This window comes from Flagellimonas chongwuensis (assembly GCF_013376415.1).
Lineage (GTDB): Bacteria > Bacteroidota > Bacteroidia > Flavobacteriales > Flavobacteriaceae > Flagellimonas > Flagellimonas chongwuensis.
In genome coordinates, this window is the sequence record NZ_WYET01000001.1 from 766,999 (window position 1) to 782,546 (window position 15,548).

Annotated in this window: 14 protein-coding genes; 6 read left to right on the plus strand and 8 right to left on the minus strand. The window is 41.7% G+C overall.

The window, feature by feature from the left end:
• Positions 1 to 7: 7 nt before the first annotated feature.
• The 3 genes from GUA46_RS03400 (at position 8) to GUA46_RS03410 (ending at position 5,223) form a co-directional block, all read left to right on the plus strand.
• Complete coding sequence (locus GUA46_RS03400) at positions 8 to 3,037, plus strand: leucine--tRNA ligase (RefSeq protein ID WP_176619289.1); 3,030 nt, start codon at positions 8 to 10, stop codon at positions 3,035 to 3,037.
• Positions 3,038 to 3,323: 286 nt separating this feature from the next.
• Entirely contained in the window at positions 3,324 to 4,424 is a 1,101-nt protein-coding gene (ald, locus tag GUA46_RS03405; protein WP_176619290.1) for an alanine dehydrogenase, read from the plus strand.
• A 97-nt stretch (positions 4,425 to 4,521) separates the two neighbouring features.
• Positions 4,522 to 5,223, plus strand: a complete 702-nt coding sequence (locus tag GUA46_RS03410; RefSeq protein WP_176619291.1) for a zinc metallopeptidase — start codon at positions 4,522 to 4,524, stop codon at positions 5,221 to 5,223.
• Between the two features lie 74 nt (positions 5,224 to 5,297).
• On the opposite strand, the gene GUA46_RS03415 is transcribed toward GUA46_RS03410, so the two are convergent.
• The 4 genes from GUA46_RS03415 to GUA46_RS03430 all read right to left on the minus strand — a co-directional run bounded on the left by GUA46_RS03415 (position 5,298) and on the right by GUA46_RS03430 (position 8,192).
• Positions 5,298 to 5,816, minus strand: coding sequence for a ferritin (locus tag GUA46_RS03415; RefSeq protein WP_176619292.1), 519 nt, complete (start codon positions 5,814 to 5,816; stop codon positions 5,298 to 5,300).
• A gap of 121 nt (positions 5,817 to 5,937) precedes the next feature.
• A complete protein-coding gene (locus GUA46_RS03420) occupies positions 5,938 to 6,261 on the minus strand; it encodes a hypothetical protein (protein ID WP_176619293.1) in 324 nt (107 codons plus the stop codon).
• A gap of 38 nt (positions 6,262 to 6,299) precedes the next feature.
• Positions 6,300 to 6,770: an Lrp/AsnC ligand binding domain-containing protein gene (locus GUA46_RS03425; protein ID WP_108245901.1), complete on the minus strand. Its 471-nt coding sequence runs from the start codon at positions 6,768 to 6,770 to the stop codon at positions 6,300 to 6,302.
• Positions 6,771 to 6,818: 48 nt separating this feature from the next.
• Complete coding sequence (locus GUA46_RS03430; protein WP_176619294.1) at positions 6,819 to 8,192, minus strand: saccharopine dehydrogenase family protein; 1,374 nt, start codon at positions 8,190 to 8,192, stop codon at positions 6,819 to 6,821.
• A 79-nt stretch (positions 8,193 to 8,271) separates the two neighbouring features.
• On the opposite strand from GUA46_RS03430, the gene GUA46_RS03435 reads away from it, so the two are divergent.
• Complete coding sequence (locus tag GUA46_RS03435) at positions 8,272 to 8,655, plus strand: DUF423 domain-containing protein (RefSeq protein WP_176619295.1); 384 nt, start codon at positions 8,272 to 8,274, stop codon at positions 8,653 to 8,655.
• Positions 8,656 to 8,669: 14 nt separating this feature from the next.
• Here GUA46_RS03435 and GUA46_RS03440 read toward each other — a convergent pair whose 3' ends face one another.
• The gene (locus GUA46_RS03440) at positions 8,670 to 9,656 is read right to left on the minus strand and encodes an SH3 domain-containing protein (RefSeq protein WP_176619296.1); all 987 of its coding nucleotides are present in this window, start codon (positions 9,654 to 9,656) and stop codon (positions 8,670 to 8,672) included.
• A 305-nt stretch (positions 9,657 to 9,961) separates the two neighbouring features.
• Between GUA46_RS03440 and pckA the strand changes: the two genes are divergently transcribed.
• A complete protein-coding gene (pckA, locus tag GUA46_RS03445; protein WP_176619297.1) occupies positions 9,962 to 11,578 on the plus strand; it encodes a phosphoenolpyruvate carboxykinase (ATP) in 1,617 nt (538 codons plus the stop codon).
• A 57-nt stretch (positions 11,579 to 11,635) separates the two neighbouring features.
• Here the strand turns inward: pckA and GUA46_RS03450 are convergent, their stop codons facing one another.
• Genes GUA46_RS03450 through GUA46_RS03460 form a run of 3 tightly spaced genes read right to left on the minus strand, consistent with a single transcriptional unit; the run spans position 11,636 to position 14,697 of the window.
• On the minus strand, positions 11,636 to 12,379 hold the full coding sequence (locus tag GUA46_RS03450) for a uroporphyrinogen-III synthase (protein WP_108245906.1): 744 nt from the start codon (positions 12,377 to 12,379) through the stop codon (positions 11,636 to 11,638).
• A gap of 6 nt (positions 12,380 to 12,385) precedes the next feature.
• Positions 12,386 to 13,042, minus strand: coding sequence for a DUF4271 domain-containing protein (locus GUA46_RS03455; protein ID WP_176619298.1), 657 nt, complete (start codon positions 13,040 to 13,042; stop codon positions 12,386 to 12,388).
• Positions 13,042 to 14,697: a glycosyltransferase family 39 protein gene (locus GUA46_RS03460; RefSeq protein ID WP_176619299.1), complete on the minus strand. Its 1,656-nt coding sequence runs from the start codon at positions 14,695 to 14,697 to the stop codon at positions 13,042 to 13,044. The genes GUA46_RS03455 and GUA46_RS03460 overlap by 1 nt, the downstream gene beginning before the upstream one ends.
• Positions 14,698 to 14,818: 121 nt before the next feature.
• Here GUA46_RS03460 and GUA46_RS03465 point away from each other — a divergent pair, with 121 nt between their 5' ends.
• Positions 14,819 to 15,547, plus strand: coding sequence for a polyprenol monophosphomannose synthase (locus GUA46_RS03465; protein ID WP_108245909.1), 729 nt, complete (start codon positions 14,819 to 14,821; stop codon positions 15,545 to 15,547).
• Position 15,548 lies beyond the last annotated feature (1 nt).

Genomic DNA, 15,548 nt, shown 5'->3' on the forward strand with positions numbered 1-15,548 from the left:
ATTAACAATGAATTACGATTTCCGCGAGATTGAGGCCAAATGGCAGAAGTATTGGGCAGAAAATGAAACTTTTAAGGCATCCAACGATTCCGATAAACCTAAATTCTATGCATTGTCGATGTTTCCTTACCCATCTGGGGCAGGTTTGCACGTAGGGCACCCGCTGGGTTACATTGCCACGGACATCTATTCACGTTACAAAAGACATAAAGGATTCAATGTGTTGCACCCCATGGGCTACGATTCTTTCGGGTTGCCTGCGGAGCAATATGCGATTCAAACGGGGCAACATCCAGCGATTACCACGGAAAACAACATCAACAGGTACCGCGAGCAGTTGGACCAACTTGGTTTTTCTTTTGATTGGAGCCGCGAAGTGCGTACCTCCAATCCACAATATTATAAATGGACACAATGGATTTTTATCCAATTGTTCAATGCGTGGTACAATAAGAAATCCGACAAGGCGGAAAACATTTCAAGTTTGACCTCCATTTTTGAGAAAGAAGGAAATGCTAATGTTGAAGCCGCTTGTGATGATGATGTGCCAAGTTTTGATGCTGCAACTTGGAATGGGTATTCCGACAAGGAAAAGCAAGAAATTCTCTTAAAATACAGATTGACCTATTTGGCGGATACCGAGGTGAACTGGTGTCCCGCTTTGGGAACCGTTTTGGCCAATGATGAAATCGTGAACGGTGTTTCCGAGCGTGGAGGCCATCCTGTGGTTCGTAAAAAAATGACGCAGTGGAGTATGCGTATTACCGCATATGCCCAGCGATTGTTAGACGGCTTGGACAAAATTGATTGGCCACAGCCGTTAAAAGATTCTCAGACCAACTGGATTGGACGTTCAGTAGGAGCCACGGTTAAGTTTAGAGTTATGAGTGAAAAGTTAAGAGTGAGCGAGAGTGAAAACTCTGAACTCAAAACTCAAAACTCATCATTTGATATTGAGGTCTTCACCACCCGCCCCGATACCATTTTCGGAGTAAGCTTTATGACCTTGGCTCCAGAACACGAGTTGGTAGCCAAAATCACTACCCCAGAACAAAAGGCTGAGGTTGATGCTTATGTGGAAGCTACGGCAAAACGTTCCGAACGTGACCGTATGGCCGATGTAAAGACCATTTCAGGTGTGTTTACGGGAGCTTATGCAGAGCATCCATTCACCAAAGAGCCTGTTCCCATTTGGATTGGCGACTACGTGTTGGCCAGTTATGGAACAGGAGCGGTAATGGCCGTGCCCTGTGGCGACCAACGTGATTATGATTTCGCAAAACATTACAACATAGACATCCCCAATATTTTTGAAGGGGTGGATATTTCTGAAGAGGCATTTGCCGATAAGGAAACTACGATTATTGCCAATTCTGATTTTCTAAATGGGCTTTCGTATAAGGATGCGATGAAGAAAGCCATTGCGGAGTTGGAGAAGATTGGACATGGAGAAGGAAAAGTGAATTACCGTTTGCGTGATGCCGTATTTAGCCGTCAGCGTTACTGGGGAGAGCCGTTCCCTGTATATTATGTGGATGGTATGCCGCAAATGATTGATTTGGAGCATTTGCCCTTGCAGTTGCCCGAAGTGGAAAAATACCTCCCTACCGAAACAGGCGAGCCACCATTGGGCAACGCTACCAATTGGGCTTGGAACACCGATAAAAATGAAGTGGTTTCCAACGATTTGATTGACCACAAGACCGTTTTTCCTTTGGAGTTGAACACCATGCCGGGTTGGGCGGGAAGTTCCCAATACTTTAATAGGTATATGGACCCGCGGAACGATGACGCTATTTTCTCTCCCGAAGCCATCAACTATTGGCAAGATGTGGATTTATACATCGGAGGTAGCGAACACGCTACGGGACACCTGTTGTATTCCCGTTTTTGGCAGAAGTTTATGTTTGATATGGACTATGTACCTAAAGACGAGTTTGCTCAAAAGTTGATCAACCAAGGAATGATTACGGGGACGAGTGCATTTGTTTATCGTTTTGTTTTGGATACAAGAATTACGATTGAATCAAAGGATAAAAGTGTATCAAGAATTCTTTATAAAAAATCATTTTGTATCAGTGAGTCGTATATCACTAAATCAAAAATGGATGGAGTTTTAATTACACAAGGAGATTTGTTTCTGAAATTATGCAAACTTATTGAGGATGAAATAAGGAGAGATGCTGATGTAAAACATACAACCATAGTGCATGAAAAGGAAGAAATTGTCCCAGTACATGCTGACGTGTCTTTGATTAATGCATCTGACGAATTGGACGTGGAAGGGTTTAAAAAATGGCGTCCAGAATACGCTGATTTTGAATTTATAAAAGGAGATGATGGAACATTTAAGGTTTCTCGAGAAATCGAAAAAATGTCCAAATCCAAATACAATGTCGTTAACCCAGATGCCATTTGTGAGGAGTATGGAGCAGATTCGTTGCGTTTGTACGAAATGTTCTTGGGCCCCTTGGAGCAATCCAAACCTTGGAACACTGCAGGTATTACCGGAGTACATTCTTTCTTAAAGAAACTTTGGAAGTTGTATGCGGCCATTGAGGATAAGGAGCCTTCCGCCGACAACCTCAAAACGCTGCATAAGACCATCAAAAAAGTAGAAGAAGACATTGAGAACTTCTCGTTCAACACTTCGGTGTCCACCTTTATGATCTGTGTCAACGAGTTGACATCTCAAAAATGTAGCAGCAAAGCTATTTTGGAACCTTTGGCTATTTTGGTATCACCTTATGCACCTCACATTGCTGAAGAGCTTTGGAGTCGTTTAGGTAATTCAGGATCTATAGCGGAAGCGCCATTCCCAAAGTTCGAGGAGAAGTACTTGGTGGAGAGCAGCAAAGAGTACCCGATATCTTTTAATGGAAAAATGCGATTCAAATTGGAGTTGCCCATGGATATGAGCAAGGAAGATATTGAAGCTGCAGTTTTGGCTCACGAAAAAACAAAGGAGCAATTACAAGGACGTGACCCTAAAAAGGTAATCGTAGTGCCTGGAAAGATTGTGAATATTGTAGGTTGATTGTAAAACTGGATTATTAGCCGAAAATTTTAATAAAAACATATCGTACCCCCAAAAAAGCATGCCAATCGGCATGCTTTTTTATTTTCCATAAAAATAACCCCAAAAAAGTAAGGGGTGTGTGTATAAAAATCACTATAAAAACATTATACCCCACATAAAAAAGGGGTATAAATGTTAAAAAACACTTATTTTAACGAATCACCCCTGTTTTTTATCGAGTATTTGTGTTTTAATCTAAATTTTTTATTCAACTTTGGCCCCAGAAACAATTAATAGCAACAAAATGACTGTTGGAATACCTAAAGAAATCAAAAACAATGAAAGCCGAGTTGGCATGACGCCGGCTGGTGTATTTGAATTGGTAAAGAACAACCACACTGTTTATGTACAATCTGGTGCAGGTGAGGGAAGTGGTTTTTTTAATCAGGACTACCAGCAGGCTGGGGCTACTATTTTGGATACCATTGGTCAGGTGTATGCCATGAGCGATATGATCGTAAAGGTTAAAGAACCAATTGCCGAAGAGTACAGTCTTATTCAAGAAGGTCAGATTGTTTTCACCTATTTTCACTTTGCATCCAGTGAGGCGTTGACACGGGCCATGATCAAAAGCAAATCTATCTGTATCGCCTATGAAACTGTAGAGGATGAAGATGGAACTTTGCCTTTGTTAACACCGATGTCAGAGGTTGCCGGTAGAATGGCCATTCAGCAAGGTGCAAAGTATTTGGAAAAGCCCGTGAAAGGAAGAGGCGTTCTTTTGGGCGGAGTGCCAGGAGTGTCGCCTGGGAGGGTTTTGGTCCTTGGAGCTGGTACGGTGGGTATTCAGGCTGCTAAAATGGCAGCAGGATTGGGTGCCCAAGTAACCATTTTGGATGTAAACATGAAACGTCTCAGGTATGTGAACGACATTATGCCAAGCCATGTAGTGACCGGATTTTCGAATGAGTTCAATATCAGAAAACATATAAAAACAAACGATTTAATTATCGGTGGTGTCCTATTAAAAGGAGCAAAAGCCCCTAATTTGATTACGAGGGATATGCTCAAGGATATGCATCCAGGGACCGTTATTGTAGATGTAGCGGTAGATCAAGGCGGATGCGTGGAAACCACCAAACCAACGACCCATGAGGACCCCATTTACATTATTGATGATGTGGTCCATTACTGTGTAGCCAATATGCCAGGGGCAGTGCCTTATACTTCTACTGTTGCCTTGACGAATGTAACACTGCCCTATGTGCTAAAATTGGCTAATCTGGGATGGCGAAGTGCCTGTAAGTTGGACAGATCCTTGGAAAAGGGATTAAATATTGTTGAAGGTGAAATAGTCTACAAAGAAATTGCGGAAACCTTTCACTTGGAGCCAGTATTGGCTTGATGGACTAACATTTTGACAGAAAATAGACCCTGCCATTTATTTGGCGGGGTTTTTGCTTTTATATGGTATATTTATATCTACGTAAAACGATAAAGTTATGATGACATATTATATATTGATCGGTGCAATTGCACTGGTCAGTTGGTTGGTAAGCAATCAATTGAAGAGCAAGTTCAAAAAATATTCCAAAGTCCATCTAAGAAATGGCATGAGCGGGGCAGAGATTGCCCAGAAAATGCTCGATGACCATGGAATTAGAGATGTAAAAGTAATTTCCACTCCTGGAATGCTAACGGACCATTACAATCCTAAGAACAAAACCGTAAACCTGAGTGAAGGCGTATACAACCAACGAAATGCCTCAGCCGCCGCGGTGGCCGCGCACGAATGTGGACACGCGGTACAGCACGCACAGGCCTACGAATGGTTGACCATGCGTTCTAAATTGGTCCCGATTGTAAGTGTTACCTCCGGTATGTCTACTTGGGTGGTTTTTGGTGGTATTATGTTGATGGCCGCCACTGGTGTAGCCGGTGGAATTGGGTTTTATATCGCCGTAGCCGGTTTGATTATGATGGGGTTTGCCACCTTGTTCAGTTTTATTACCCTACCTGTAGAATATGATGCTAGTAAAAGAGCATTGGTATGGTTAAAGCAAAAGAACATGGTGACTCAGGAAGAATATGCCGGTGCGGAAGATGCACTTAAATGGGCGGCTAGAACCTATTTGGTTGCAGCACTTGGTGCATTGGCTTCCCTGTTGTACTGGGCGCTTCAGGTATTTGGTGGCAGGGACTAAGAAATATTTGATAATATTAAGAAACAAAAAAGGGAGCCATTTGGCTCCCTTTTTTATTATTTGTGGTTGAACTTTTAATCAATCCAATCCAAAACCTTGTTATCTATCATTTGCAATCCTACACCTTCGGTGCCGGTAACCTCGATCATATCCAAGATGTCCCTAACTGTGTTTTCTTCCTCAATTTGTTCCATAACAAACCAATCCAAAAATCTTTCAGTTGCAAAATCTCCAAGCTCTCTGGCTTTCTTTACAATGTTGTGAATGGATTTTGTCACTTTTACCTCATGCTCCAAAGTTGATTCAAAAACATCAACGATGGATGAATAGTCATGGTTGATTCCAGTTACCTCTGGAGAAATGGGATTTCCGCCCGTGTCCACCAAGAAATTGAAAATCTTCATCATGTGCTCACGTTCTTCTTCTGCTTGCTTAAAGAAAAATTTGGCACTGGTGAAAAAGCCATTCTGTTCGCACCACGAGGCCATGGCCAAATAGGTAGCGGAAGCATGTGCCTCCATTTTTATCTGTCCGTTGAGCAAATCCATGGATTCCACTTTAATGCTCATACTTTGTCTTGCTATATCTTTCATAGTCGCTATGATTTTAATCTTGGGTTCTTAACAAATTTACGGAATTTGCGGACGTTTAAAAAGTAACGGTCTAGTTTTAAGACAGTTTAAGATTTAATAAAAATAAGGAAAAAAGCTGTTGCTAGGAAGTTACCGTTTCCATGGCTCCTACGGCAAGTCCCAAGGATACAAAACTGTTGTAGACCAATCTTTGTAAATCCAATATTTCCAAAGTGTTTAGAACAAAAAGATGCTCCTTGTTGCAAAGCATAAGGACTTCGAAGCCGTGGGCGTTCAAATCACTGTCAAAATGGTCCTCGATGTTAATGCTCATCAGCTTATGGCGGAGTGCAAGTAACTGGCACAATGACATACGAACCGTTTTTTGACCGAAATCAATATAAAAACAGCGCTCGTTGGCGGCTTGGTATAAGGTGTAATATGTGGATTGAAATATTACATTCATGGGGCAAATGTAATGTTTATTTAGATTCAATACAAATATCAAATCTGTATTTGTCGGTCAATTTGTTGATCTAATGAGATAAAGGTTTCGGTCCGTGAAACACCTTCTATTTGCTGAATTTTTTTGTTGAGTACCTGCATCAAATGCTCATTGTCCTGGCACAATACTTTAATAAGGATGGACCAGTTTCCAGTGGTGTAATGGCACTCCAATACTTCTGGAATATCTTTCAGTTGTTTTACAGCTTTTGGATTGGTCATGGCCTTATCCAAGTAAATACCAATGTAAGCCATGGTGGAATAACCTAGAACTTTTGGATTGATTACGAACTTGGAACCGGAAATGAGTCCTGAGCTTTCCAGTTTACGCAGCCTTTGGTGAATTGCCGCCCCTGAAATCCCAATATTCCGTGCTATTTCGAGAATAGGTTTGCGAGCATCCTCCATAAGATATCTTAGGATTTTTTTGTCAATCCCATCAATCTTAACCGAATTGTTATTGTTTTTCACAATACTTGTTTTGATTTGAAGTCAAATATATTCAAAATATAAAGGAGATTAACCTGCAACAGAATCTGGATTGTAACCAAGATAAGGGACTTCATATTCCTTAAATTGTATTCCATTGGCTTTTAGTTCCTCTAAAATCGGCTTATACACCTCTTTTTTTATAGGGATTTGAACCCCCGGGGTGTTGATTTTACCATTCAAAATTTGCAGCGTCGCCATGGCAACGGGTAATCCTACAGTTTTAGACATTGCGGTATAGGCGCGGTTTTCGCCGATTACCACCATATTTGCATCAATCTGCTTTTTTTCACCATTGAGCTCATATCCGAACTTATGGTACATTACTATCATATCCTTCTCGTGTTCCTTAAGGGTCCAGCTGTCCTCCAATATGTATTGAAGCATTTGAGCCGGCGTTGCATTCTTCAAGGGTATTTTTTTTGTGGAATCAAAAAGGTTAAGCTCCAAAAGTTTTCCCCACATAATGTCGTCTTGGTCGATTTTTAAGTAGTGCCTCAATTTTAATTCGACCGAATCCGTAGGAGAATAGGGGAGAAAAAGATTTACAAATTCCCGGTACGACATTCCTTCAGAGTTTTCTATGGTATAGCTATCATCTGTCATGCCAAGGATTACAAACATTTGCCACGCCTTTGAGAACCCTACTCTGCGCATGGTGCCCCTATAAAGGGTAAGTGCATTTTGCAATCCGTAAGCTTCGCGGTATTTTAAGGAATCTCTATTGGCATAGACTTCAAAAGAACCATAGTCTTCTACTTCTAAAAATTCGGTTCTTCTAAACAATTTTTGATAGGGAATGTATTTGTATGTTCCTTCCTGAATGAATTTTGCCGTACCCCCCTGTCCCGCTAGGACCACATTTCTTGGGTTCCACGTAAACTTATAGTTCCAAAGGTTGGTGTCGCTCTCTGGTGCTACCAGCCCACCTGTGAAAGATTCGAACAACAGCATTTTACCGCCTGCATCCCGTATCCGGTCTATCACCTCCATGGCACTCATGTGGTCGATTCCGGGATCTAGACCGATTTCGTTCATGAAAACAAGGTTTTTTTCTTTTACTTCGGCGTCCAGTGCTCTGAGCTCATCGCTAACATATGAAGCAGTGATAAAATGTTTTTCAAACTCGACACAATCACGGGCAACATTAATGTGTAAACTTGCCGGTAACATGGAAACTACAATGGAGGCATCGGCAACAGCTTTTTTTCTCTCAGCCTCGTTGAAAATATCCAATCCGAATACAGTGCAGTTTGGATGCTTTGCAACCGAGTCGGGAATATTTTCGGGTCGAAGATCCCCAATTTTTATATGTAGGTTTTCTTCGTTTGATTTTTTTAGGAAATAATCTAAAAGGTATGAGGTCGACTTACCTGCTCCTATAACTAAAATAGTACGGACCATGTGTTTTGTTTACTTTTGAATTGTATGGTCACTAAGGTATTAAAATGTTATATTTTTAAAAAAATAGTAAGTTAAAGTTATGAACAGAACAATTTTGTTGACAGGAACTATAATGGGCATGGTGGCCATTATTTTGGGTGCATTTGGCGCCCACGGGTTGGAAAAATTGGTGGACGCCGATGCTGTAAATACTTTTGAAACTGGTGTAAGGTACCAAATGTACCACGCCCTATTTTTATTATTTCTTGGGCTTTATGCAGGAATGGTTGAAAAGAATAAAAAAATCGTGTTTGTCTTTGTTCTACTTGGTGTAATTCTTTTTTCTTTTTCGATTTACCTGCTCACGTTGAATAGTTTGACCTCTTTTGATTTTTCCGTAATCGGTTTTTTAACACCGATTGGAGGTCTGTTCATGATTTTGGGCTGGCTGGCCTTGGCCTACCGCATTATTAGGTCCCAATAGGATGTATTGGAACATTACTCCCTTCTCTTGGTGGTGTAATATCCAAATACCCAACCTTGTTGGCCATTAAAGTTAACTTTGTACCAACGGTCGGTAACACCATTTACTTCTTGCAAAGATTCCCCTTGTGCAATTATATGGCAGATGTCACCTTTTTCAAGTTGGAATAGAACATCACTTTTGGTCTTAGGTTCGCTTCTTGCATTGGCCAAATCTGTCTGTATTCCCAATTTGTTGGACGAAAGGTTTTCAAACGAATCAAGCTCTTCAATATAGAAGGCCTCACCTTGGTTGGTATCGTAAAGCGCCTTGTTTACGTTTTCTATCAATTTTGATTTTTTAAAATTGGGATTGGCCAGAATATTTTCCAATAGTTCAAACTTTTTTTCGGCCGATTCTTCCATGGCCCGCCAATACAGAATCCCCAATTTTACATCAATTTCATTCTGGATTGCATCAATATCCCCTTGAATCCAGCCTTTTTTCTCCCGTTTCATACTGGTCACCTCATGCCACCCCTTATTTTCTTCATTTTTAAAAAGAACGACCATGTCCATAGGCTCCAATTTTTTTCCTTCAAAGGTCATAATATCAGGTCTTTTGTAAAGCTCTGTGCCTTTATCTATGATTGCCAGTTCCCCGCCAACGGCAAAAAGATGCTCATAGACCCATCCCTCGGTTCCATCGGAAAGTCTGACTTTTAGATATTCCTTATCATCTTCTGCTTTTTTCTTTTCGTCAAGAAGCGCCACGGTTTCACCAAAATAGATGGTGGTAAGATATTTTGTGCCCTTTCGTCCAGGTTTATCCCGCAGTCCTACTTTGGGCCATAAACATATCGCAATGGAAACTTCGTCTATAAAATCACTTTTATCGGATGCTCCGATTTCAAAAGAATCGGATTTTTCAGAATTGCCAGCTTTTTTGTCTGATTTTGAATTACAGCTAAAGCATAGAAAAAATACGGTACAGATTAGGGTAATACTTTTTACATTTTGCATATCGGTATAGTTTTGAGTCGGAAATGTATAGGAAACAGCTATAAAATGGTTGCCCCAATTGACGGATGGGCGGTTTGAATTGACGAATCAAGTGTTTTTATTAAAAAAATGTTGACTTTTATGATTTTAGCTTCAATTGTTCATGCGATTTTTGTTTTTTTAAGAAAGACCAAGGATGTTTTGCAATATTTTGATAGAATTATTTGTGATATCACATTTTAACCCCAAAATCATCCAATTAAGCAAGTTTTAAAAGGTCTAAAACTGAATATTTTCTAGCTTTGTACCAACGCAAAACATAAAACATGAAGGATTCTGCTTCAACCACGAAAACGATTTCGTTGCATGCTTACGGAATACATCACAACAACATCCATTACCAATTGACCCCGGAGGAGCTCCAGGACATCACTATCGACAAGGGCATGGGCCGTGAGGCCTCCTCCGGTGCCTTGGCGGTCAATACCGGGGAGTTCACGGGCCGTTCGCCGAAGGACCGCTTCATCGTGAAGGACGATATCACCAAGGACAAGGTCTGGTGGGGCGACATCAACATTCCCTTCGACAGCGAAAAGTTCGATGCGCTCTACGATAAGGTCATCGCCTACCTGAACACCAAAGAGCTGTATGTTCGGGATGCGTACGCCTGTGCCGATCAGGACTACCGCTTGAACATCCGTGTGATCAACGAGTACCCATGGTCCAACATGTTCGCCTATAATATGTTCCTCAGGCCCACTGAGGAGGAATTGGAGGATTTTGACCCGGAGTGGACCGTGGTCAACGCACCCGGCTTTATGGCCGACCCAAACCAGGACGGTACCAGACAGCACAACTTTGCGATACTGAACTTTGACAGGAAGATCGCCCTTATCGGTGGTACGGGCTATACGGGTGAGATCAAGAAAGGGATATTCTCCGCGCTGAACTTCATCCTTCCCGTATACAAGAACACATTGCCCATGCACTGTTCCGCCAATGTGGGGGAATCGGGGGACACGGCGATATTCTTTGGACTATCCGGAACGGGGAAGACGACCCTCTCCACGGACCCGGACAGAAAACTGATAGGGGACGACGAGCATGGTTGGACCCCGGACAACACGGTGTTCAATTTCGAGGGAGGCTGCTATGCCAAGGTGATCGATCTATCAAAAGAGAAGGAACCGGAGATCTACGGTGCCATCAAAAAGGGCGCTATATTGGAGAACGTGGTGATGGACGACAACGGCGAGGTCGATTTTACAGATACGTCGGTTACCCAGAACACCAGGGTGAGCTATCCAATACACCATATCGATAACATCCAGTGGCCATCGATAGGGAGGAACGTAAGGAACATCTTTTTCCTTACGGCCGATGCCTTTGGGGTATTGCCCCCCATTTCGAAATTGACCCCTGCACAGGCTGCCTATCACTTTATATCGGGCTATACGGCCAAGGTAGCGGGAACGGAAGCCGGTGTTGTGGAGCCACAGCCATCGTTCTCGGCCTGTTTCGGGGCCCCGTTCATGCCATTGCACCCGGCCAAGTATGCCGAGATGCTGAGCAAGAAGATGAAGGAGTCCGGTGTGGATGTATGGTTGGTGAACACGGGCTGGACGGGCGGTCCCTACGGAGTGGGCACGCGCATGGAGCTGAAGTACACCAGGGCAATGATCAGCGCCGCATTGAACGGCGAGCTGGGACTCTACAATTACGAGAAGTACCATATCCACTCGGTCTTTGGGGTGGCCCAGCCGAGGGAGTGCCCGGGAGTGCCTACTAAGGTACTGAGCCCAAGGGCCACATGGGACAATGACGATGCCTACTACAAAACGGCCTTTAAGCTCACCAATGCCTTTAGGGAAAACTTTAAAAAGTTCGAGGAGCACGCCAGCGAGGAAATCCGAAGGGGAGGACCACAACGGTATGCCTTCTAGAAAAAAAAGACGCCCTCGGATTCCGAGGGCGTTGTTGTTTTAAGACCAGTGTCAAGATTACTTGTTAACGCTGGTAATGTACTTTTGTAATGCCATGGTCATTGAAGGAGTTTCTGGCGTTGGAGCCTGAATATCTATCCTAAGACCTGCACTTGTTGCTGCTTTTACCGTACTGTTGCCAAAAACGGCAATTCTTGTATCGTTTTGTTCAAAATCGGGAAAGTTCTTCATTAAAGATTCAATTCCTGATGGACTAAAGAATACCAAAATGTCGTAATACACATTTCTAAGATCGGAAAGGTCGCTGATTACCGTTTTGTAGAAGATTCCTCTTGTCCAGTTTACACCCAGCTCGTCCAGCAATTCTGGAACAACAGGCTTTAAGGAGTCGGAAGAAGGCAATAGAAACTTTTCATCTTTGTACTTCTTGATCAAGGGAATCAACTCGTTAAAAGTTCTTTTCCCAACGTAAATCTTCCTTTTTCTGTACACCACATATTTTTGCAAGTAGTAGGCCACAGCCTCGGACTGACAAAAATATTTCATGGAATCCGGAACTTTGAAGCGCATTTCATCGGCAATCCTAAAAAAATGATCCACGGAGTTTCTACTCGTTAGGATGATTGCCGTAAAGTTGTTCAAGTCGATTTTTTGCTGTCTCACATTTTTGGCCTCTACGCCTTCAACGTGTATGAAAGGTCTAAAATCTACTTTAACTTTCTCTTTTTCAATTAGTCTTGAATAGGGGGAGTTTTCGACTTTGGGTTCTGGTTGGGAAACCAAAATTGTTTTTACTTTCATAAGTTATCAACCTTTTAAATAGCTTCCAATTAACACCAAGGGCGCAATTTCGAGTGCGCAAAGGTACAAAATAAAATACAGAAAATACGGGGGGAGTGTTTTTTGATGGTTCTTTAATAGCTTGGTCAAGCCGATGCCATTAATAAGAAAAATCAGGGCCAATGCCGTGTATATTATTGTTTTTGAGTCGTTTGAGATGTAAATCAATAAAATATTGGCAACGCAGATTATAATGCTACTATAATTGAGGTAAGAAATTTTACTGAAAACAAAACTAGAGATCAAACTTAAGTTGTTGAAAACGAATGCTGTAAACATTTGTATCAAGAACTTGACAAGTTCAAATAGGGCCAAAAACCCTAGAATGATCAAATAGTTGGTCAAGGTGCTATCTTGGGAGACCAAGTCGAAACTATGAAGGATGAGAAAAATAAAAAAGGATAGGTTGACAAGCTGAAAAACGGTCAATAGCAGATGGAACCAATGAGAAAACTGTCCTTTTTTGTTATGGAGCAGGATGTATTTATCATTAAAAGGTAAAATGATGAAGTTTAAAAACTTCTTATGGAACAGGTATTTGCCCAATGCCAAAACAACCAAGCTCGTAAACAACATGATGGTCATCCAATCCAATGAAACTATTGTTTTTTCAATGGGTTCCATTATTCGATTTTAACAGGTTTTCCATTAAGTCCGGGAAGAAGTCCGTTTTCTGCAATGCCAATTCTAAAATATGATGGTCTTTCCATGTTGGATAAAGGTAACTCAAAGGAGTAGTTGATGGTGTCTTTGGATTTCAACAAAAATTCCTGGGGTAAGGAGTTCTGAACCTTTAAGGGAAGCATCTGCTTAACTTGCTTGTGCTCGTTGGAGTATGAAATAGTGTATTCCAATTGTTTCAAAGGCACATCAAAAGGATATGGGTTGTAAACCTTGAGTGAATATTTGATGCCGGTCTCTGGCTTTTCCACAATGCATTGCAATTTTCGGTATGACTGAAAATCATCAATATATATACCGTGAAAAACTGTACTGTCCAGATGCATATAACTAATGTCGCCACTTTTTCTGTACTGGGAAACATATAAAATCTTTTTTCCGCGCACTCGCTCCTCAGAGTTATCAATGGAATACTGGTTCTTACGATACATAAAGTTGTTCAGTGATATGGCAGGGACTTCTGAATAAAACTCATACATGGAGGAACGGCGGTAAGAGTTTTCAAAAACAACGGGAACCCCATCGGATTTTGTCTTGAGCTCGTTCACCCACTCCTTGTTACCGTGTGTCTCAAAATGCATCGGGAATAATTCATAATGTACCATCCATGCCCTGGCATACATCAAAAGCACAAAACTCACTATACCGATTCGGTACATCCATTTTCTGCTTTTGGCGTTGTTTAAAAGATGGTCAAAAGCAATTACGGCCAAAGGGATTGAAATGGCGATGGTCCATTGGGCTTGTACCCTTCTATTAAAGCTGGATACGAAAAAGAAAATCAGTATTCCGTAAATCAAATAAATCAGAGATTTAGAGAACTTATCTGTTGATTTATATTTGAAAAATGCACCGTACACCCAGTAAAATAGAAGTCCAATGATCACAATGTTGTTCAAGAAAAAGCCTAGGGTAAACTCATCAAACTTATACGCTTGGTTGGGACGTTCGTATAGATGAAAGGTGATGGAAACAAAATCGTTCTGGTAGAGCCATATAAAATGAGGGGCGTAGCAAATTAGGGCCAAAATTACGGCGAACCACGCTTTTTTGTTGAAAATGAGCTTGTAGTTGGATAAGAACACAAAAAGAATTACCAATACTGCATGGTACTTGCTGTACATTAATGCGGCCATTACCAACCCCAATCCGATTGTGGTCAGGATGTCCTCTTTGTTCAAAAAGCGCTTGTACAACCAAAGGAAAAGTGCGGTAAAAAATAAAAGGGATGTATCGGGAAGGGTTAAAAAGCCGTAGGCATTCATCAACGTAAAGGAGAATACCAAAAGGAAAAAATGTATTACGTAATCCTTTTTCTTTGGATTTTCCACCATCGACCACAATAGCACATAGGTTCCAGCAGAAAGTAGGCAGCTCATAAATCGCACCCCTAGTTCGTCGTCAAACAGAAAACTGCTGAGCTTTATCAAAAACGCGACCATGGGCGGATGGTCAAAATATCCCCAGGCCATATTTTGCGCATAGTACCAGTAGTAGGCTTCATCATAAATAAGTTCCGTAACCGATGATTGCAGCAGGTTGAGTGCAAATAGAGCGGCCAAGAGAACAAAAAAAAGTCTGGGAAACTTTTGAGACATCAAAATGTGATTTTAAAGGGGCAAAGTTACAAATATTGGGGAAGTCCTGTTTAAGCATCCAATTATCTATTGCGTGTACAATTTAGAAAACCGTATTTTTGAACAATCTAATCCAGTGCGAATGGCAGACGGCTTGGTGATCATACCTACATTCAACGAAATCGAGAACATCGAGGCCATAACAAAGACGGTCTTCGACCTAAAAAAGGATTTTCATGTTCTTGTTGTCGATGATAACTCACCCGATGGTACGGCAGATTGTGTACGAACCTTGCAGACGGATTACCCTGATCGTCTTTTTTTAGAGGTTCGTAAAGAGAAATCGGGTCTGGGTACTGCATACATCCATGGCTTTAAATGGGCCCTGAAAAAGGGGTACGAGTATATTTTTGAGATGGATGCCGATTTTTCGCATCGGCCAGCAGATTTGTCCCGTTTGCACAGGGCTTGCCTTAATGGTGCCGATGTTGCCGTAGGCTCCCGATACAAAAAGGGAGTAAATGTAGTGAACTGGCCTTTGGCAAGAATCCTGCTATCTTACGGAGCGTCTTTTTATGTAAAGTTGATTACAGGGATGAAGGTACACGATCCTACCGCTGGATTTGTCTGCTACAGAAGAAAAGTGTTGGAAACCATCAATTTGGATAACGTTCGCTTTATTGGCTATGCGTTCCAGATAGAAATGAAGTACCGGGCCTATCTCAGAAAATTCAAGATAGAGGAAGTCTCAATTATTTTTACCGATCGGGTAAACGGAAAGTCAAAAATGAACTCTGCCATTATTCGGGAGGCCATTTTTGGGGTGATAGCCATGAAGTTTAGGAGTATATTTTTTAAAAAGAGCTTTTAGT